Here is a 19,815-nt window from a genome sequence, read left to right on the forward strand (position 1 = left end):
AGGTTACTCCTGTGACTCTCGAAGATTGGCGATTAAGCCATCCGCGATACGGTCAGCTCGAATTTCTAAACGACCATCGCGAATGGCGTCACGAATTTCTTCGACTTTAGTGCTGTCGATATCATGAGTGTCATCGGCACTTAGCGTGCTGAGTTGAGTTGAGTCTTTAGCCTCAGCATCTGCCGCAGCAGATGGCGAATTTTCAGCTTTCTGAGTTTCATCACGCTGCTGGGCATGATTGGAGCGAAGCAGCGGATTATTGACGTTATCAATTTTCACGTTGTATGCCTCATCGTCAACGTTTGGAGCGCGATGCGCGAGTTACGTGAATTATCGGCGCCGCTGAGTAAAACTTTAGCCATTCAATTAAAAATCGACCATGAGGGTGCCGCGTTCCACTACGCGAGCAGATAGCACTTCGCGAGAATCAAAACGCACCCTAACTTTATCGTCCATTGCACCATTTTCAAGAGCTTCTCCTTCGCGGGATACGCGAAAAGATGACCCTTCAGCTATGACCTTAACGCGCTGGCCACGTTCAACTAGGTGAGGCGCCTGGATGAAATGAGTCTGCATGGTCGTGCCGCTGGCGATGGGTCTGCGTGCTATTTTGCCAATAATGTCATCGGGTTCCGTTATGGCTCGCGAGGAAAGATCACCTAGATTGCCACCTTCTTCACGCAGCATGTCAGGCGTTATTTGACTGCCGCGCTCGATATCCTCGGCGGCGACCATGTAGCTGCCGATAACATCTACTTCTGCCTGTAAATAGCGAACTTGACGGCTATCAGTACCGCAGCGAACGCCTACGGAGACACGGCCAAGAGGGGCGTCATTTTGGTTGGTCAAAAATGGTTCGGGGTCGGCGCAGGCAGGCAGGTGAGGGGAGGGTGCACGTAAGTTAATCACCACATCATTGCCGAGTGCCTGTGTCTCTTCATAGAGAAATTGATGCACGCTCTCCAGGAGGGCGTCATGCTTCGTTTCTGACGCGTGCGCGAGAGGTGCAGCGGCACCTATTGCTATGCTGGTCAGCAATAGGTTTCGGACCCACCGCAGCAGCATGCCTGACCTATACGTAAGCGGCGATCGGTGCATGGAAGAGGATGCTCAATGATGGAAGCGGGAATTTATCACCGTTTATTTTAACGAAAATGTCTGAGTATTATCACAAGAAATACTGGGGGAAACGCGGGTTGTTCCATGCTTTAGGCTGACAGGCGTCGGCGTATTCTTCATCATCAATAAATTCTGTTTTTGCCTCTCAGTAAGCGAGGGTTGGCATGATCGACCAATTAGAGTCTTCTTTGAATTACCACCAGCAGGCGCTGGGGTTGCGTCAGGCGCGGCACGAAGTGCTTTCTGCCAATATTGCTAATGCCGATACCCCGAATTACAAAGCCAGGGACATCGACTTTGCAAGCGAATTGAAGAAAGCCGTTGACGGTGGTCAGCGTGCACAGGGAAGCGATGGTGGGGGGTTGGCGTTGTCACGTACCTCTGGGCGCCACTTGGCAGGTGAGGGGCCTGCGCGAGCGGTAGGCAATAACGCTGATCTGCTTTACCGGACCCCTAGTCAGCCCAGCTTAGATGGTAATACTGTCGAAATGGATCGTGAGCGGTCACAGTTCACAGACAACGCGGTTCGATATCAGGCGGGTCTTACGATAATGAATAGCCGGATTCAAGGGCTAAAAACTGCCATGCAGCCAGAATAAGCTGGCTTATATCGGTTAGGAGACACCAATATGTCAATGTTTTCTGCGTTTGATATCGCAGGTTCCGCCATGAGTGCTCAGTCGCAGCGTATGAATGTGACTGCCAGCAACATGGCCAATGCCGATAGCGTGGCGGGTCCTGACGGCGAAACGTATCGTGCAAAGCAGGTCATGTTTGAATCACAAGCTAATAATTCACGCTATGGCGTCGGTGGGGTTCAAGTAAATGAAGTGGTTGAAGATGATTCGCCACTTCGTCTGGAGTATATGCCCAATCACCCCGCAGCGGATGAAGACGGCTATGTGGCAAAGCCTAACGTTGAGCCGGTCCACGAGATGGTCAACATGATTTCAGCGTCGCGCTCTTATCAAGCGAACGTTGAGGTCTTTAACACCAGTAAACAGATGCTGATGCAAACACTCTCGCTGGGTGAAGGGTAAGCTATGAATATCGACACAAGTGTACTAAGCAATGTCAATGGCGGCGGGTCGAATGGGATGCCGGCTCGTCAGTCTGAAGAACTGCGTGAAAGTTTTATGACCTTGCTGATCACCCAGTTGGAAAATCAAGATCCGATGAATCCCATGGAAAATGCGGAGATGACCTCCCAACTGGCGCAGATTAATACGGTCAGTGGTATTGAGGAATTGAATGATACGATCAGCGGCATTACGAAGCAGATGGATGCTTCTCAAATGCTGCAAGCGTCGGGTCTTATTGGTAACTCCGTTCTGGTGCCGGGTGACCAAGTCAAAGTAAGCGTTGACGAAGACGGCAATAGCTACGCCACGCCTTTCGGTATTGAGTTAGAAGAACCCGCCGAAAAGCTTGAAATCAGCGTAACCAATCAGGCGGGCGAAGTCGTTTATAGCAACGAAGTTGAGGGAGTTGACGCAGGCGTTGAGTCGTTTAGCTGGAACGGTTTAAACAATGACGAAGTAGCGGTTCCAGAAGGTTCTTACAACGTCAGCTATAAAGCGACCGACGCTGAAGGCGAGAAACTGGATTCAGAAACGTTGAATTATGCCCAGGTCCAAGGGGTGACGCCCGCCGAATCGGGTGAGGAAGTCCGTCTTGACCTGGGTGCCATCTACGGTCAGGTCTCTTTGGACCAAATTAAACAAATACTCTGAACCTTAATTAATCGATTTAGCAGGGGACTACTATGAGTTTTTCACAAGCGTTAAGTGGCCTGAATGCCCAGCAAGACAAGCTAGGAGCCGTAGGCAACAATATTTCAAACTCGCAAACCGTGGGTTTTAAAAGCTCGAACGTACAGTTCGCCGATGTGTACGCTGAGTCACGAATCGGGCTAGGTACGCGCACATCCGCCACGTTACAGAACTTCAACCAGGGGAATATCGAGTCATCGAACCGTAATATGGACCTGGCAATTGCTGGCGAGGGCTTCTTCCGCTTCCAGCAGCCCAATGGTGAAATTGGCTACTCGCGTAATGGTCAACTGACCATGGACGCGAACGGCGATCTAGTGAACGCCCAGGGCGCGCAAATTATGGGCTATCCGGCGGATGAAGAAGGTAATGTCCAGGGTGGTGGTGACGTAGAAGCCTTGAGCGTTGATGCAGGAGATCTAGCGGCCAGTGCCACGGAAAACCTCGATATGTCGCTTAATCTGGATTCAGAAGAAGCGGCGCTGGTTGATGGGCAGAACGGCTACACCACCCCCACAGCTGAAGAAGTGGCCAACGGTCTAGACTCCAGTCAGTACTCATACTCCACCAACGGTACTATTTACGATTCCCAAGGTAATGCACGCAACCTAACCACATACTTTACCAAGACGGCGGCTAATGAATGGCGGGTTGATGCGCGTATGTCGGGAGGCCCAGAAGGCGCGCCTAATTATGGGTTCACTAATATTGCAGAAGATGAAAACTTTGACTTCACGTCGGATGGCCGCTTAAGCAATGATTTTACGGCTTTTGATCTCGATTTAGATAATCCCGATGATATTCGTGATGCGGATGGTAATGACATTGCGGATAGTGAATTTGGTGCTGATTTAACCTCTCAGCAAATCCAGGTCGATTTTTCTGGCTCCACTCAGTTCGCCGATAGCTCAACGGTGAATGACCTTGAACAGGACGGCTACACGTCTGGCTCACTGGTAGGCGTGACCATCGAAGATGATGGCTCTGTGATGCGCAATTACTCCAATGAAGAATCGCGTGCTGCTGGCCAGGTTGCCCTGGTAAGTTTCCGCAACCCTGAAGGGTTAAGCCCGAACGGTGACAATCTATGGACCGCCACTGGTTCATCGGGGCAGGAACTAGTAGGGGCGCCTGGTACTGGCCAGCGCGGTTTGATTGAGCCAGGTGCCGTGGAGACCTCCAACGTGGATATGGCGGGTGAACTGGTCGATATGATCGTCGCCCAACGCGCCTACCAGGCCAACTCGCAAACCATCAGTACCCAGGATGAGTTGCTGCAGACCATCATCAATCTCTAACGGCTGAAGGTACTTAGGGGAGCAAGGTCGTGGATAGAATGCTGTATACCGCTATGAGCGGCGCAAAGCATACGATGGATCAACAGTCGGTAGTAAGTAACAACCTGGCGAACGTTTCAACATCGGGCTTTCGCGCCCAGCTACAGGCGGCACGCTCTGTGCCTGTGGAAGGTGACGCCTTGCTGTCTACTCGTGCTTCTGCCGTTACGACCACGCCGGGCACCGATTATTCTCAAGGTCCAATCGAACGTACGGGCCGTACGCTTGATGTTGCCATGCAAGACGATGCCTGGATGGCGGTACAGGATGGAGAGGGCGTTGAAACCTACACTCGGCGTGGCGATTTACAGGTCGATAGCGACGGCGTATTGACGAGTGTAGGTCGCCCGGTAATGGGTGATGGCGGACCCGTTGTGGTCCCCCAGGGGTCCCAGGTATCGATTGGTGCCGACGGCACGGTCAGCGCGATTCCTCAGGGCGAAGGTCCGGAAGCGCTGGTAGATGTAGGCCGCATTAAGCTGGTCACACCCGAAGAGGGTGAGCTTACCCGCGGTGAAGATGGACTCTTCCGCGCACCGCCCAATGAAGAAGGCGAGCCAGGGGCGCTAGTGGCAGATGAAGACGCCAAGCTAGTGAGCGGTGCGCTGGAAGGCAGTAATGTCAGTGCGGTCGACACCATGGTGACAATGATTGATGCGGCGCGCCGCTACGATATGCAAATGAAAATGTTGAGTTCGGCGGACGAAAACGCGCAGCGCGCCAACAGCATGTTAACGATTCAGGGCTGATAAACACTTATCAGCCAAGGGGACTCTTTTATGATTTCATCATTGTGGACGGCCAAAACCGGCTTGGAATCCCAGCAAACCAAGCTGGACGTCATTTCCAATAACCTGGCTAACGTCAGTACTAATGGCTTTAAACGCTCACGCCCGGTGTTTGAAGACTTGCTATATCAAAATATGCGTCAGCCCGGCGCACAAAATAATATTCAGGATCGGCTGCCGTCCGGCATGCAGGTGGGTACCGGTGTGCGCGCAGTCGCCACAGAGCGCTTGCACACCCAGGGGGGGCTCGAGCAGACAGAAAACTCACGAGATCTTGCGATCAATGGCGAGGGCTTCTTTCAAGTGCTGCTGCCCGATGGCAACACTGCCTATACACGGGATGGCAGCTTTCAACTGAATGAAAATGGCCAGATGGTAACGGCGAATGGCTACCCGATAGAGCCGGCGATTTTTGTTCCCGAAAATGCCGTGTCTGTCAGTATCGGGGAAGATGGTACGGTGAGTGCGCGAGAGCCCGGCGACAATCAGGAAAACGAGATTGGCCAGATTAACGTTGCCACTTTCATCAATCCCGCTGGTCTGCAAAGCATGGGCGGCAATCTCTATCAGGAAACGGGCTCTTCAGGCGTGCCTAATCAAAATATGCCGGGTATGAATGGCGCTGGGCGTCTTTCCCAGGGCTACGTAGAGACGTCGAACGTCAATGTGGTCGAAGAAATGGTCAACATGATTCAGACCCAACGGGCTTACGAAATCAATAGTCAGGCCGTTTCGACTAGCGATGAAATGTTGGCGCGTTTAGGTCAGCTGTAACGACGTTTACTGACAGGTTGGGTCATGTTGGAACGACATTGTATTTCGCGACGTATTGCGCTGGCTGGGCTAGTTTTTTTTCTGTTGGTGGTTGCTGGCTGTGCCCAAATACCCAGAGCCTCGGTGGTCGGTGAGCAAGAGCAGATTAATATCGTTGACCGCCCGCCGCCGGAACCCAATGGGTCTATTTATCAGGCGCGTCGAGGCTATCAGCCGCTTTTTGAAGACCGGCGGCCAAGATCAGTTGGCGATATATTGACGATTGTGTTGGATGAAGAGGTCAGTGCTAGTAAAAATTCTGAATCCAATGCTGATCGCGACGGCAGCGCTGGCCTGGAGTTTGGCGCACTGCCGGATGCTCTTGAAACGCTGGCTGAATATGGTTTTGAGGTTGAAGGGCAAAGTGACTTTTCTGGCGGCGGTGGTTCGCAAGCCAATAACTCCTTTACCGGTACAATCACTGTTTCGGTTTTGGAGGTGACGAATAACGGTAACCTACGTGTGCGCGGTGAAAAACAAATTGCCATAAACCAGGGCACAGAATTTATCAGATTTTCAGGCGTCGTGAATCCGCGTGCCATTACCTCGCAAAATACCGTGCCCTCCACCCAGGTGGCAGACGCACGAATTGAATATGTAGGGGATGGGTATATAAATGAAGCGCAGCATATGGGCTGGCTACAGCGCTTCTTCCTAAACGTGTCGCCTTTCTAGTCGCACCTGACTCAATGGTCACTGACATGCAACGTATGAAGACTCACGCGATGGCAAAACGGCTTTGGCAGCTTAGTATTATCGGCTTGGCTTGCCTGCTGGCAATGCCTGTTCAGGCAGAGCGTATACGCGAGTTAGCCAGTTTTTCCGGCGTGCGGGACAATCAACTGGTGGGTTATGGGCTAGTGGTCGGGCTGGATAACAGCGGCGACCAGACGACCCAGGCACCGTTTACCAGTCAAAGTTTGACCAACATGCTATCGCAATTGGGCGTGACGGTACCCTCCGGAACAAATTTACAGCTGCGTAACGTCGCGGCGGTGATGGTAACCGCCGACTTGCCGCCGTTTTCTCGGCCTGGGCAGCGGCTTGACGTCGTCGTTTCATCGATTGCCAATGCCCGGAGCCTGCGTGGCGGCACCTTGTTAATGACGCCGATGAAAGGAGCTGATGGCGATACCTATGCCATTGCCCAAGGCAATATGCTGGTGGGCGGCGCGGGGGCAGAAGCGGGTGGTAGCAGTGTACAAGTCAACCAGCAGGCCACGGGCAGAATCCCCAATGGTGGTTTAGTAGAGGAAGAAGTGCCGCTTAACTTAGGGGGTGAAGGTGGCACGTTAGAGCTACAGCTGGATGACGCGGACTTCGGTACAGTGCAGCGCATGGTAACCGCTATTAACAATGAATTCGGCCAATCTGTCGCTTATGCACGTAATGGTCGTGTGATAGCGCTTGATGGGCCAGTGGATGATAATGAGCGCGTTAACTTTATGGCGCGGGTTGAGAATGTTGACGTTACGCCGATGGATGCACCAGCGCGAGTAGTGCTTAATGCGCGCACCGGCTCTGTGGTCATGAACAGTGCGGTTAGTTTACGTGAAGCGGCAGTCGCCCACGGTAACCTGTCGATTACGATTGATACCCAATTTGGTGTTAGCCAGCCATCACCCTTTGGTGAAGGCGAAACGGCGGTGGTACCTGATAGCGATATCGACATAGAAGAGCAAGAAGCTTATCTACAGGTAGTTGAAGGCGCCGACCTCAACGAAGTTGTTAACGCACTAAATGCCCTCGGCGCCACCCCGCAGGATTTGATGTCGATTCTTGAAGCGTTAAGGGCGTCGGGCTCGCTACGCGCAGAGCTGGAGATCATTTGATGAATGCCACTGATATGAGTAATCAGTTTGCGCTAGATATGCAAGGCTTTCAAAGGATGCAGCACACGGCAAAAACAGACCCAGACGCTGGCGCGGAGTCGGCGGCTCAACAGTTTGAAGCACTATTCGTGCAAATGATGATGAAAAGCATGCGCGATGCGATTCCTGAGTCTGGCTTGATGAACAGCAGTGCTACGGATAGCTATCAAAAAATGCTGGACCAGCAGTGGTCTCAGGTGATTGCGTCCAAAGGGGTGGGGTTAGCGGATGTACTGGTTGAACAGCTTGAGCGGGAAGGCGCGATTTCCGGTGAGAAAGAAGGGGCTTCCAGCGCTGATCAACAAATGCAGGAGTTAATCGCTGGTATTCCGCGTGGAACGCCGCGGGTATTAGATAGCCCCCTGAATCCTGGTGACGAACAGGTCCCCGAAGCACCTACCGAGAGCCGCTTCTTGGCGGAACTAGATGCTGTACGGCAAGGAAAGGTGGCAGAAACAGAGTCTACTCAGTCTGATGCTCCGCGCCAAGCAGGAGGTCAACTGCCTCATGTGGATCAGTTTATGGAAACGCTGGCACCTTCAGCCCAGGCTGCAAGCCGTACCACCGGGGTGCCCGCTGAATTGATACTGGCCCAAGCTGCATTAGAAACGGGCTGGGGGAAACATGAGATTGCCACGCAAAACGGTAAGAACAGTCACAATGTGTTTGGCATCAAAGCCGGAGAGCATTGGGAGGGTGATAGCACTGAGGTGGTGACTCACGAATACATAGACGGGCGTCGCGAGAAAGTGGTTGATAGCTTCCGCGTTTACGATTCATATGAACATGCCTTTACCGACTATGCCAATCTAATTGGTAATAACCCTCGCTACGCGGGTGTGACGCAGGCACCTTCAGCGGAGCAAGCGGCACGTGAGTTGCAACGTGGTGGCTATGCTACTGATCCGCGCTATGCCGATAAGCTGGTAGGCGTGATGGACACTTTGGGCCCGATGCCGGACGCCAGTAATTTCTTGGCCGATTCGCGTTAGTCGTCATTCAAGTTTTGTACCGCGCTGCCGATTATAGAAATATCGGCTAAAGGAATTGAACCATGAGCATGTTTTCTATTGGGCTAAGCGGCTTAAACGCGGCGCAAAACTCGCTGAATACGGCTAGCAACAATATCAGCAACGTGAACACACCCGGCTACAATCGCGAAATCACCAAACTTGGTGAGGGCAGCGCAGGAACGTCAGGTGTTCAGGTCAATGATATTGAACGCCAGTTTAATCAATACGTGGCGGATCAGCTCAATAGCGCTAAAACGCAGTCGAGCGCGTTAGAAACCTATTCCGAGCAAGTGACCCAAATTGATAATTTGCTGGCCGACCGCGATGCGGGTCTTTCACCGCTGATGCAAAACTTCTTTTCCTCGCTGGAAGATTTAGCCAGTTCGCCATCCGACCCCGCTGCTCGCCAGGGCGTGCTGGGTAATGCCGAAACGCTTAGCGCGCAGTTCCGCTCGTTCGACAGCTACCTGCAGGATATGCAAAGCAATATTAACAACCAGCTAGACGATGAAGTTACCCAGATTAACAACACCACCGAGCAAGTCGCCGGGCTCAATAAAGAGATTGCCCTCGCCCGCGCTCGTAACGGCGAAGCCCCCAATAGCCTGCTCAACCAGCGTGATAAACTCGTCTCTGACCTAAACGAGCGCATGGATCTGCGACTTAATGTCCAAGACGGCAAAACATATAACATCAGCCTGCCCAACGGCCAGCCGCTGGTGACCGGTACAGACTCGTTCGAGTTAGAGACCATGGAGGCGGAGAACGACCCGCAGCGCAAGGTAATCGGCTATCGGGATGGCGGTGGTAACCTTTCCCAGCTAGAAGAAGATGTGGTGACGGGCGGCTCGCTTGGTGGGTTAATGACCTTCCGCCAAGAGGCGCTTGATAAAACCCAAAACCAGATCGGACAGCTAGCGGTGTCGCTTTCGTCAGCAATGAATGAACAGCACAAACAAGGCGTTGATCTAAATGGTGATCAAGGCGAAGACCTGTTCAATATTCGCGCGCCGCAGACCTACGGGCATGATGACAATAGCGATGCGACAATTGAAAGCGCCGAATTTGACCCCAGCCGGATCGACGAACTGCGCGCCACCGATTACAGCGTAAGTTTTGATGACAATGACGACCCTGTTATCACTCGGAAAGATAATGGCCAAGTCGTGGAATACGATCAGGATGCCTGGGCTGAAGATGACCAGTTAAAGTTCGGTGGTGTTACGCTTGAGTTCAGTCAGCCTCCTATAGCCGGTGATGAATACGAAATCCAACCCGTTCGCCGTGCCGGAGCCGGGATGGATACCAATATTACCGACCTGGATAAGATTGCCGCAGGTAGTTTGGCTGACATGGAAGGCGATCTGGCTATTGGCGACGTTAGCATGGCCGAGGGTGCCTTGAGTGCGCTACCGGAAGATGGTGAGTATTCGCTGAGCGTGGCAGAGGACGGTACCGTCAGTGAGTTAGAAGGGGCTATGACCGTAAATGGTGAAGCCTTAGCCGATGGAGATACGCTAGAAGCTGGGGACCGCATCGCTATTGACGGCGTCGAGTTTACGCTTGACGAGTTGCCTGACGCTGATGGGGCAACATTTTCTATCAGTCTTAGCGATGCCAATAGCGGCGACAACAGTAATGCGCTGGCCATGCAAGACCTGCAAAGCGAGGATATTGTTGGCGGCAGCGCCACGGTGAGCGGCGCCTACGGCTCGATGGTTAGCGACGTGGGTAACCGGACCAACATTACCCAGGTAAATCTGGAGGCACGTCAAGGCCTCACCGACCAGCTTACCGAGGTGCAGCAGTCCGAATCCGGGGTCAATCTTGATGAAGAGGCGGCCAACCTGATTCGCTACCAGCAGTATTACCAGGCCAACGCCCGTGTGATTGATACGGCCGGCACCCTGATGGACACCATTTTGAATTTGCGCGGTTAATTCGAGGATAGATAGCCATGCGTATTAGCAGCGTTACCATGTTTGACCAAAGCACGGCGTCAATGAACCGCCAGCAGAGCGACTTTTTAAAAGTCAGCCAGCAAATTGCCAGTGGCCGCCGCGTTGTTAACCCCTCGGATGATCCCCAAGCCGCCTCGCGTGCCGTAGGTGTTGACCAAGCAAAAGCGATCACCGAGCAATACGGTGATGCCCGCACCTCAGCGCGCAATTCGCTCGCGCAAACGGAAAGTATCCTCAATAGTACGAGTGATGCGATCACCAGCGCCAAAACGCTGTTGGTCCAGGCTTCAAGCGATACGCTTAGCGATGTCGACCGCGAGTCGATAGCCAGTGAGCTGAAAGGCGTCTACGAGACCATGCTAGGCCAGGCGAATGCGACGGACGGTAACGGCCGTTATTTGTTCGGCGGTTATAACGATGGCAATCCGCCCTTCGTCAAACAGGGAGAGGCGGTAGAGTATCAGGGCGACCAAAATACTCGTGAACAGCGGGTTGACTCATCACGCTTAATGCCGGTGACCGAAAATGGCGCTTCAATCTTCCAAAGCGTGCCCAACAGTGCGGGCTATGTGGCAGAAGCCAATAGTGATAATGCTGGCAACGTGACGTTTGGGGGGCCGCACGTTGCAGATGTAAACAATGACGGCTATGGCGATAGCTATCGTATTCAGTTTGATGAGGATGGTGCTGGTGATCCCACCTACAGCATCGAGACCTTTGACGAGGACAGTGATAGCTGGGTTGCCTACGATCCGGATAATGACGGTGCTTTTACCGATGCAGCCTATACCTCTGGCGAAAGTGTTTCCTTTGGTGGCATTAATGTTGACTTAAAAGGCGAGCCTGAAGTTGGAGATCAGATTCAGGTAGCCAAATCAGGTAGTGCTCAGCGCGAACCTAATTTATTCCGCACCATGGAAGAAGCCATTCGTGTTTTAGAGAAACCCGCTGAAACCGAGTCAGACAAAGCGGATTTAAGTAATACGCTCAAGACCTCCATGCGCGATTTGGACAATAGCCTGGATAACGTCCTTACGGTACGTGCATCCGCTGGGGCGCGTCTCAATGAGCTGGATGTCATCGACGCAGTGGGCGATAACCGTAGTCTTAACTACGAGCAAACGCTGTCTGACCTGGTCGATCTTGACTACAACGAGGCGATTTCCGAATATAGCCTGCGCCAAATCGGCTTACAGGCCTCACAAAAAGCCTTTGTTGATGTGAAGGGTATGTCGCTGTTCGACTACCTGTAACCTCAACTGAACAAGCCTGCTTCGATAAAAAGCCCTTTGCCATCGGCAAAGGGCTTTTTAATTATTGATACTAAGATAGCGGGGCCAGGGTTTCGATTAGGCTTTGCATAAACTCAAGCCCTTGGCTGAACAGTCGTTGTAAAAACCGTTCGATATCGGTCATTAGCACCATCAATAATAACAGTCCCACCGTTAGCGAGGTCGGGAAGCCGATGTTAAACACCGTTAATTGTGGTGCCGAGCGGTTCAGAATACCCAGCGCTAAATTGATGATCAATAGCGACCCTACCAGCGGTAGGGCAAGTAGCATGCCAGAGGAAAATATAGTTCCGGCATAGCGCGCTAGTAGTTCAAAACCGTTCGGATTAAGAGTGCCGACACCAACTGGTAAGGTTTGGAAGCCCATTACCAGCGTTTCTAACACCATCAGGTGGCCGTTCAGGGCGAGAAACATTAGCAGCGAGATCATATATAAAATCCGCGACAAGACCATGATATTGGTGCCGCTGGACATATCGAAAAAGCTAGCAAACGCCAAGCCCATCTGTAGGCCGATAAATTCCCCGGCTGCCTGCACGGCGGCAAAGACAATATGCATGACCGAGCCAATCGCCAGGCCAATTAACACCTGCTCCACCATGATGCCAGCGCCCGCCCAGGACATCAGCGGTACATCTGGCATAGGGGGAAGAATAGGCGCGATCACCACGGCAATAACGGCGGCCAAGCTGATCTTTGCCTGATTAGGAACGCTCGAGTGCCCCCAAATGGGCGATGCCGCCATGAAAGCGGTGATGCGGGCAAACGGCCAGATAAATGCCACCAGCCATGCGTGTAGCTGGGCAAAGGTGACTTCAACCATTGGCTTACATCACCATGCTGGGGATATTGGTGAATAAGCGATGGGTAAAATCGGTGATCAAGCCAAGCAACCATGGACCTGCCAAAACCAGGACGGCAAAGACCGCCAGAATTTTGGGGATAAAGGTGAGGGTCATTTCGTTGATTTGCGTGGCCGCTTGAAACAGGCTGATAATCAAGCCGGTAAACAAAGCGGCGAGCAGCATTGGGCCAGCGAGCAATAGCGTTACTCGCATGCCTTGATATGCAATCGTCATGACCATTTCAGGGGTCATTCTGGATCTCCAACGCCGTAATGACGGCTATATCATGTAGAAGCTTTCTGCTAACGAACCAACAATCAACTGCCACCCGTCAACCAGGACAAACAGCATTAGCTTAAACGGCAAAGAAATGGTGATTGGAGGGACCATCATCATACCCAGAGCCATCAGTGTACTGGCTACAACCAAGTCAATAATCAAAAAAGGAATAAAAATCGTAAAGCCAATTTGAAAGGCTGTTTTCAGCTCGCTAGTGACGTAAGCAGGCAGCAAAACCCGCATAGGCAGTTCGTCAGGACCTTGCATCGGGCCGATATCAGCAAGGCGTACAAAGAGCGCTAAGTCGGGCTCTCGCGTTTGTGCGAGCATAAATTCACGAAATGGCACCTGCGCTAAACGCAAAAATTCTTCGAAATTAATTGTTTCTTCGCTCAACGGTACCCAGGCGGTGTCATAGACCTCGGCTAGCACGGGCGACATAATAAAAAACGTCAGAAATAATGCGATGCCTAGCAGCACCTGGTTGGGGGGTGTTGCCTGGGTACCCATGGCAGTGCGCAATAGGCTCAGCACAATGATGATGCGCGTGAAGCTCGTCATCATCAGCAGCATGGAGGGTAGAAACGCCAGTGAGCTTAGGAATAACAGCGTCTGTAGCGACACTGACCACTGTTGACCGCCGTCTTCCATCGGCTGAGAGGTAATCCCAGGGAGTTCTTGTGCGTTGCCTATGAGTGGAAAAAGACACAATAGGCCTAGAACAATTAGCCATGGCCACCGCGAGATAAGCGGCCGATACAAGGATGAAGTCCTCATGGGGTACGGTCTATATCAGAAGAAGGTGAAGGAGCACCGCTGCGTTGCTGCTTCTTGCTGGACAGATTATTGGTCAGTGCTTGGGAAAATCGCTTGGCAAAGCCAGATGGGGTCTGGGTCATGTCGGGGGGAGGCGTGGCGGGTGCCGGTCGCTCATGCAGCTTAGTAATGCGCCCATTGCCAACACCTAATACCAACCAGGTTTCCTCCACTTGCACGATCACAACGCGCTCACGGTTACCCACGGCGGTACTGCTGATCACCTGAAGCTGACCGCCAGCACGTTTGGCGTGCCCGAGGCGTTTTAGAAGCGCCGTGCACAGCAAAATAATGGCGATGACTAATGCCAACGCCGCTGCGGTTTTGCCGAGCACGGCCATGCCGATCAGTGAGTCGCTGCCGCTGCTTAGCGCGTCGAGCGAGCTACTTTGCGTTGAGGCGGAATCGCTCATCGGTTCAGTTTGTGAATGCGCTCAGAAGGCGTAATGATTTCGGTGATGCGGATACCATACTTATCTTCGATGACCACGACTTCACCTTGTGCAATCAAGTAGCCATTGATCAAGATATCCATGGGCTCGCCTGCTAGCCCCTCAAGCTCAATCACCGAGCCTTGGGCCAGTTCAAGTAGCTGTTTGATCGTCAGCTTTGTGCGGCCTAGCTCAACGGTAAGCTTGACCGGAATGTCCATGATCATTTCTAGATCGCGGGACTGCGTGTCGCCTGTTTCCTGAGTCAGTGGACGGAACACATCGTCACTGGCCGCTTTGGCTTCGCTGGCGGGCGCTTCCTCAGCTTCGCTGGCATCTTCTGCTGGCGCTTCTTCCTCGGCGGATTGCTGTTCTGCCATCGCTGCGGCCCAGGGATCTTCATCCTCGCCGTCGGCGGCCTCGGATGAGGCGGCTGTTTCTTCTTGCTCCTGTTCCGACATGGCAGACGCCCAGTCGTCGTCAGAGATGTTCTGATCGGGTTTATTAGGATCCGTCATGCTTTAGATTCCTTGGCTTTCTGTCGCGTAGACCCTTTAACGAAGTCGTTGGACGGTACATTGTTCATCGCGGCGTGATCAATCATACGCTTCACCCGCAGGGCGCGCTGCTGTCGTTGGCTACCGTATTCACACTCCATAACCGGTACGCCATCAACGTTGGCGGTAACGGTCGAGGGAATTTCCAACGGTAGTACGTCGCCTTTTTTAAGCCCCATTACGTGGGCGATACGGCTAGGTATCTGAGCAAATTCGGCTACCAGTTCGACTTCCGACTGACGCAATTCGCTGGCCATGCGTCGAGACCAAGTGCCGTCTTGGTCATGGTTACTGTCATTAATCGGGTTTGCCAGAAGGTCGCGCAGCGGCTCAATCATGGCGTAAGGCATGCAGACCTGGAAGTTGCTCGACAGGTTACCTACCTCAATATTGAACTTGGTATTCACCACGATTTCGTTAGGCGAATTGGTGATGTTGGCGAACTTGGACTGTACTTCCGAGCGTAAGAAGCTGACTTCCAGTGGATATACTACTTTCCAGGCTTCTTGATAAGCATCAATTGCCAAGCTTAACAAACGGTGGATGATGCGCTGCTCGGTGTTGGTAAATTCGCGGCCATCCGATTTCGTTACAAAGCGTCCGTCGCCACCAAACAGGTTGTCTACCACCATGAACACCAAGTTGGGCGGAAAGACGATCAAGCTAGAGCCACGCAACGGGCGCATTGAAACAATATTCAGATTGGTCGGCACGGGCACATTGCGTGAAAAATCGCTAAAGCTCTGGTAGCGAACCGACTCAACGGTGATATCGGCGCTGCGTCGTATCAAATTAAACAAGCTCGTGCGGAAGTACCGCGCGAAGCGCTCATTAATAAAGTCTAAGGCGTGCAACCGCTCGCGAATGACACGATGCTGGGTAGATGGATCGTAGGGCTTTACCCGGGATTCATCCTGCGACTGGTCCGATGATGTCGACGACTCATCATCACCACTGACGCCTTTTAGTAGGGCATCAATTTCTTCTTGGGACAGTAGATCGTCCTGCGACATGAACGGCTCCAGTTCCCGAGATTATTGCACAATGAATTCAGTAAACAGTACTTCGCGCAACTCAAGCGGTGGCTGGTTCTCATCGAAGGGCTCGCTCAGCCTCTCGTTGATAGCCGTGGCTAGTTGTTGCTTGCCTTCTGATGACGTTAGCTCACCTGCTTCCTGACCTGATAGCACTGACAGCAATCGGCTGCGAACTTGTGGCATGTGTTCTTCCAATAATTCGCGCGTCTCTTCATCCTCTACGCGAAGGGTGATGCCGGTATATAGCAAGCGGGTACCATGACGATCATCGGCCAAATTGACGGTGAAGGGCTCGATGGTCAGAAACACCGGCGGCTGTGGTTCAGCGGTCTCTTCGGTGGTTTCTTCCGGATTATCCTCACGATCATCCAACACCATATAAATGGCGGCTGCCGCACCGGCAGAGGAGAGCAGCACTAAAATGATCATTATCCAGAGCAGTTTTTTTGGTCCGCCGCTTGATTCAGCCATTGGTCGTTCCCGTTATCTCCATGCGTGGCGTTAACGTGGCATTATGCCTAAAGCGCATGCTGGTGATGAAATGAACAGGCTCGCTTGGCGAGCCTATCTTTTGGCTTAGCTTCCAATGGCCACGCGATTTGTCATAGTCATGGAAGAAAGTGTTGCCCTTATGGGTTACCGGTTAAGCGTACAGATCAACCCTGCCATCAAGCGCAATAGGCTTACTGGGCGTGTTGGAGGCTAAGTCGCCGCCTTCCTCACTAGCGTCGACATTAGGTTGGCCATTTGGCCCCGCCTGCTGTTGCGCAACGCCTTGATCGCTAGATTCGTTCTGTTCGCCAACGGATGTTTCGCCGAGTGAAATACCTTGCTCTGCCAGCGCTTCACGCAACTGCGGGATGGCTTGTTCGATCACCTGGCGAACCTGGGCGTGGCCGGATAAAAAGTGCGCTTGAGCACCCTGTTCGCCAACTTTTAACGAGATAGATAGCGGGCCAAGCTCGGCAGGATGTAATTGCATTTGCACAAGCTGGTCTCCCCCTCGCTGAGCGAACTGGACAAGTTGCTGACCCAATTGTTGAGGCCATGCTGGACTGGTCACCGGCGTGTTAACCGCAGCGGGTGTGGGGTTAGCGGCGCTACCTAAGCTCGAAGTAGGTGCTGACTGACTAATATTAGCAGACGCGAGGGCTTGGTTATTAGACTGACTGGCGTTATTCGAAGACAGCGTGTTTAGCAGCGTTTCCGAGGCGGAGCTGGGTAGCACCACGTTGGCTTTAGGCGATCCTTCTGCTGCTCGCCCTGATATATCGAGGGCATTAACCCAGGTATCCGGGCTACCGCGAGAGGATGATCGCGCATCGATCTGACTGAGCAGGCTTTCCGACCGCGAAGCTTTGCTCGTGTCGCCAGATTGAGACGCCGCGCCTAATGCTTGGGCAATATCTCCCAGGGTTCGCGAAGATCCAGAAAGCTTGGTATCACCACCGTTACTCTGGTTTTGAGTGTCGACGAAGGCGCTAAGTAGGCTTACCAGTTGCTCAGCTTCGCCTTCCTCAATGCCTAGCTGCTCGGCAAGCTCGGCCGCAGTTGGTGCAGCGTCATCACCATCGCCAGTAAGGCGGGCGGTTGACTCGCTTGAGGGGTCGCTATAGCTGGCCATCAACGACAGACGCTGGGCGATTTCATCGAGTGTGGCATTCTTTAGGTTGCCAGAGGCCTCAAGAATACTCATATCTTCGGGCATTGAGCCGCTATCGGCAGATGAAAAACGCGCCACCAATGCTTCCAGTGCCTCGGGGCTGATATCTAAGCCTAACGATTCTATCCACGCCGAAAGCGATGTGGCTTCAGGCGTTGGGCTATTCGCCGTTTGGTTGCTTCCCGTCTGGTTTGAAGGAGAAGTGACCGCTGCGCTGGCAAGGCGCTGATGGGGCGAAGCAGAGGCCTGGGAAAGCGCCTGCTGGAAGAACCCACGCGCGCCGTCAGCCGATGCGGCATTGCCCGGCTGGCTGCTGGTCGTTTGACCTTGCGTCGTTGAAAGCAACTGGTGAATATTCATACTCAGTTCCCTGGCACCGCTACTGCGGCGTCTCATTACGTTGGCGAGCCAAACGGCTAGTCACCAAATCGTCGTTGGTTTTCTGTTCATGACGCTCAAGGCGCCGATGCTCTTCCACTAACCGCCTTGAGGTCAGTGTATCGTAGGAAGACAGCTTACGCTGCTCTTGTTGCCAATGTTGTTGACGTTTTTGCACTCGCTTTTGCTGTGATGCCAGCGTATGGCGGGCGCGTTCCAGCGCGGCATCCAGTGAGGCAAGAAATTGCTGATAGTTGTACATCGTAGCGGGGTCAATGCCGTCACGCATCGCCAGCTGTAAACGCTCGGCGTATTCGGCGCGGTAGCGATTGAGCGAGTGCAATTGCGCGGTAGTCTGTTGCTCGCTTTGTCGCTCTTGGGCAAGGGCAATACCCGCTTGGTCCCGGGCCTCACGGGCTAAATCGGCAAGCATTTCTAACTGCGTCCGGCTCATGCTGACTCTCCAACCAAGGCGTTAAGGGCTTGTCGGGAAGCGTCGATGGTGGCGCTTTCGTTAATGTTTTGCTGTAAAAAATGCTCAAGCTCTGGAAACCTTCGCACGGCTTCATCAAGTTGTGGGTCATGGCCCGGTGTGTAAGCACCTACGCTAATCAGGTCGCGGTTGCGCTGATAGCGAGAGAAATACTGCTTGAATACGCGTGACTGACGCTGCTGAGCCTCGTCGGTGATAGCCGTCATTGCGCGGCTGATCGACGCTTCGATGTCGATAGCCGGGTAGTGCCCCGCTTCGGCTAGCGTTCTTGATAGGACGATATGGCCATCAAGAATCGCCCGGGCAGAATCCGCAATTGGATCCTGCTGATCGTCACCCTCGGTTAACACGGTATAAAAAGCGGTGATTGAACCGCCGCCGCGCTCTGCGTTACCCGCTCGCTCAACCAGGCCGGGTAGTTTGGCAAACACTGACGGCGGGTAGCCTTTGGTGGCAGGGGGCTCGCCGATCGCCAGGGCAATTTCACGCTGCGCCATGGCAAAGCGGGTTAACGAGTCCATGATCAGCAGCACGTTACGGCCTTCGTCGCGAAACCCCTCGGCCAGGCGCGTTGCGTACGCAGCCCCCTGAAGGCGCTGAAGAGGGGAAGTATCAGCAGGCGCTGCGACCACCACGGCGCGCCGCCGACCTTCGGGGCCAAGAATATTATCAATAAAATCCTGTACTTCTCGCCCCCGCTCGCCGATAAGGCCGACCACGATGACGTCCGCCTTGGTATAACGTGCCATCATGCCCAAGAGCACCGATTTACCCACCCCTGACCCGGCGAACAGGCCCATGCGCTGGCCTCGACCGACGCTTAGTAGCGCGTTTATCGAGCGGATCCCTACATCTATTTGGGTGTCAATCGGTGCGCGGGACAGCGGGTTTAACGGTGGTGTAGTGAGCGTGGCGCGCGGGGTGTCTTCAAGGTATTCGCGATCATCAAGCGGGTTGCCGTTGCCGTCGAGTACTCGGCCTAACAGTTCCTCCCCGATGGGGAAGCGGCGAGCGCTGTGGCCGCCTCCGTCGCTAAGTGGTGATACGCGGGCGCCAGGCATCAGCCCTGAGATCTGCTCAAGCGGCATTAGGAATAGCTTGTCGCCGGAGAAGCCGACGACTTCTGCTTCGGCGTAAGGGGCGTGTTGAGCCACCTGTGCATCACTTTTAGGCAGCTCGATTTTACAGGCACTACCGACGGCAACCCGCAGCCCGACGACTTCAACCACCATGCCGGTCGCGCGCACAACGCGGCCACTGGTGCCCACCCGTGAAAGGGTGCTGACCCGCTGTGTGGTGCGGCGGATCGCTTTTTGCCAGTGGTGTTGATGGGGGCAGGTGGTCGTCATC

Annotated in this window: 23 protein-coding genes; 11 read left to right on the forward strand and 12 right to left on the reverse strand. The window is 53.4% G+C overall.

Going from position 1 to position 19,815, the window contains the following annotated elements; all coding sequences use genetic code 11:
- Nucleotides 1–3: 3 nt before the first annotated feature.
- Entirely contained in the window at nucleotides 4–279 is a 276-nt protein-coding gene (flgM, locus tag CPH17_RS13015; protein ID WP_074398003.1) for a flagellar biosynthesis anti-sigma factor FlgM, read from the reverse strand.
- A gap of 87 nt (nucleotides 280–366) precedes the next feature.
- Nucleotides 367–957 carry a flagellar basal body P-ring formation chaperone FlgA gene (gene flgA, locus CPH17_RS13020; protein ID WP_269449418.1) on the reverse strand — a complete coding sequence of 197 codons (591 nt, stop codon included), beginning with the start codon at nucleotides 955–957 and terminating at the stop codon, nucleotides 367–369.
- 326 nt (nucleotides 958–1,283) lie between these two features.
- Between flgA and flgB the strand changes: the two genes are divergently transcribed.
- The 11 genes from flgB (at nucleotide 1,284) to flgL (ending at nucleotide 11,927) form a co-directional block, all read left to right on the forward strand.
- Nucleotides 1,284–1,718 (forward strand): flagellar basal body rod protein FlgB, encoded by a 435-nt coding sequence (gene flgB, locus CPH17_RS13025; RefSeq protein WP_074397999.1) that lies wholly within the window; start codon nucleotides 1,284–1,286, stop codon nucleotides 1,716–1,718.
- Nucleotides 1,719–1,748: 30 nt separating this feature from the next.
- A complete protein-coding gene (gene flgC, locus CPH17_RS13030) occupies nucleotides 1,749–2,159 on the forward strand; it encodes a flagellar basal body rod protein FlgC (RefSeq protein WP_074397997.1) in 411 nt (136 codons plus the stop codon).
- A 3-nt stretch (nucleotides 2,160–2,162) separates the two neighbouring features.
- Nucleotides 2,163–2,852, forward strand: coding sequence for a flagellar hook assembly protein FlgD (locus CPH17_RS13035; RefSeq protein WP_074397996.1), 690 nt, complete (start codon nucleotides 2,163–2,165; stop codon nucleotides 2,850–2,852).
- Nucleotides 2,853–2,884: 32 nt separating this feature from the next.
- Nucleotides 2,885–4,189 carry a flagellar hook protein FlgE gene (gene flgE / locus CPH17_RS13040; protein WP_074397994.1) on the forward strand — a complete coding sequence of 435 codons (1,305 nt, stop codon included), beginning with the start codon at nucleotides 2,885–2,887 and terminating at the stop codon, nucleotides 4,187–4,189.
- 29 nt (nucleotides 4,190–4,218) lie between these two features.
- The gene (gene flgF / locus CPH17_RS13045; RefSeq protein WP_096299803.1) at nucleotides 4,219–4,977 is read left to right on the forward strand and encodes a flagellar basal-body rod protein FlgF; all 759 of its coding nucleotides are present in this window, start codon (nucleotides 4,219–4,221) and stop codon (nucleotides 4,975–4,977) included.
- 30 nt (nucleotides 4,978–5,007) lie between these two features.
- On the forward strand, nucleotides 5,008–5,790 hold the full coding sequence (gene flgG / locus CPH17_RS13050; protein ID WP_074397991.1) for a flagellar basal-body rod protein FlgG: 783 nt from the start codon (nucleotides 5,008–5,010) through the stop codon (nucleotides 5,788–5,790).
- Nucleotides 5,791–5,814: 24 nt separating this feature from the next.
- A complete protein-coding gene (locus tag CPH17_RS13055) occupies nucleotides 5,815–6,504 on the forward strand; it encodes a flagellar basal body L-ring protein FlgH (RefSeq protein ID WP_074397989.1) in 690 nt (229 codons plus the stop codon).
- A gap of 35 nt (nucleotides 6,505–6,539) precedes the next feature.
- Nucleotides 6,540–7,661, forward strand: coding sequence for a flagellar basal body P-ring protein FlgI (locus tag CPH17_RS13060; protein ID WP_269449439.1), 1,122 nt, complete (start codon nucleotides 6,540–6,542; stop codon nucleotides 7,659–7,661).
- A complete protein-coding gene (gene flgJ, locus CPH17_RS13065) occupies nucleotides 7,661–8,692 on the forward strand; it encodes a flagellar assembly peptidoglycan hydrolase FlgJ (protein WP_096299805.1) in 1,032 nt (343 codons plus the stop codon). Before CPH17_RS13060 ends, flgJ begins: the two co-directional genes overlap by 1 nt.
- Nucleotides 8,693–8,754: 62 nt before the next feature.
- Nucleotides 8,755–10,653 (forward strand): flagellar hook-associated protein FlgK, encoded by a 1,899-nt coding sequence (flgK, locus tag CPH17_RS13070; protein WP_096299807.1) that lies wholly within the window; start codon nucleotides 8,755–8,757, stop codon nucleotides 10,651–10,653.
- A 17-nt stretch (nucleotides 10,654–10,670) separates the two neighbouring features.
- The gene (gene flgL, locus CPH17_RS13075; RefSeq protein ID WP_096299809.1) at nucleotides 10,671–11,927 is read left to right on the forward strand and encodes a flagellar hook-associated protein FlgL; all 1,257 of its coding nucleotides are present in this window, start codon (nucleotides 10,671–10,673) and stop codon (nucleotides 11,925–11,927) included.
- 70 nt (nucleotides 11,928–11,997) lie between these two features.
- On the opposite strand, the gene fliR is transcribed toward flgL, so the two are convergent.
- From fliR to fliI, 10 genes are all read right to left on the reverse strand, one after another.
- Nucleotides 11,998–12,789 carry a flagellar biosynthetic protein FliR gene (gene fliR / locus CPH17_RS13080; RefSeq protein ID WP_074397981.1) on the reverse strand — a complete coding sequence of 264 codons (792 nt, stop codon included), beginning with the start codon at nucleotides 12,787–12,789 and terminating at the stop codon, nucleotides 11,998–12,000.
- A 4-nt stretch (nucleotides 12,790–12,793) separates the two neighbouring features.
- Nucleotides 12,794–13,063 carry a flagellar biosynthesis protein FliQ gene (gene fliQ, locus CPH17_RS13085; RefSeq protein ID WP_074397979.1) on the reverse strand — a complete coding sequence of 90 codons (270 nt, stop codon included), beginning with the start codon at nucleotides 13,061–13,063 and terminating at the stop codon, nucleotides 12,794–12,796.
- A 27-nt stretch (nucleotides 13,064–13,090) separates the two neighbouring features.
- The gene (gene fliP, locus CPH17_RS13090) at nucleotides 13,091–13,867 is read right to left on the reverse strand and encodes a flagellar type III secretion system pore protein FliP (RefSeq protein WP_096299811.1); all 777 of its coding nucleotides are present in this window, start codon (nucleotides 13,865–13,867) and stop codon (nucleotides 13,091–13,093) included.
- Nucleotides 13,864–14,319 (reverse strand): flagellar biosynthetic protein FliO, encoded by a 456-nt coding sequence (gene fliO, locus CPH17_RS13095; protein ID WP_096299813.1) that lies wholly within the window; start codon nucleotides 14,317–14,319, stop codon nucleotides 13,864–13,866. Before fliO ends, fliP begins: the two co-directional genes overlap by 4 nt.
- A complete protein-coding gene (gene fliN, locus CPH17_RS13100) occupies nucleotides 14,316–14,855 on the reverse strand; it encodes a flagellar motor switch protein FliN (RefSeq protein ID WP_074397975.1) in 540 nt (179 codons plus the stop codon). The genes fliO and fliN overlap by 4 nt, the downstream gene beginning before the upstream one ends.
- A complete protein-coding gene (fliM, locus tag CPH17_RS13105) occupies nucleotides 14,852–15,907 on the reverse strand; it encodes a flagellar motor switch protein FliM (RefSeq protein ID WP_074397973.1) in 1,056 nt (351 codons plus the stop codon). Before fliM ends, fliN begins: the two co-directional genes overlap by 4 nt.
- 21 nt (nucleotides 15,908–15,928) lie before the next feature.
- The gene (gene fliL, locus CPH17_RS13110; RefSeq protein ID WP_096299815.1) at nucleotides 15,929–16,402 is read right to left on the reverse strand and encodes a flagellar basal body-associated protein FliL; all 474 of its coding nucleotides are present in this window, start codon (nucleotides 16,400–16,402) and stop codon (nucleotides 15,929–15,931) included.
- A 172-nt stretch (nucleotides 16,403–16,574) separates the two neighbouring features.
- Nucleotides 16,575–17,954 carry a flagellar hook-length control protein FliK gene (locus CPH17_RS13115; RefSeq protein ID WP_157742961.1) on the reverse strand — a complete coding sequence of 460 codons (1,380 nt, stop codon included), beginning with the start codon at nucleotides 17,952–17,954 and terminating at the stop codon, nucleotides 16,575–16,577.
- Between the two features lie 19 nt (nucleotides 17,955–17,973).
- Nucleotides 17,974–18,426 (reverse strand): flagellar export protein FliJ, encoded by a 453-nt coding sequence (gene fliJ, locus CPH17_RS13120; protein WP_096299819.1) that lies wholly within the window; start codon nucleotides 18,424–18,426, stop codon nucleotides 17,974–17,976.
- The gene (gene fliI / locus CPH17_RS13125; RefSeq protein ID WP_096299821.1) at nucleotides 18,423–19,814 is read right to left on the reverse strand and encodes a flagellar protein export ATPase FliI; all 1,392 of its coding nucleotides are present in this window, start codon (nucleotides 19,812–19,814) and stop codon (nucleotides 18,423–18,425) included. Before fliI ends, fliJ begins: the two co-directional genes overlap by 4 nt.
- Nucleotide 19,815: the final 1 nt, after the last annotated feature.

Source organism: Halomonas sp. hl-4 (assembly GCF_900215475.1).
GTDB lineage: Bacteria > Pseudomonadota > Gammaproteobacteria > Pseudomonadales > Halomonadaceae > Vreelandella.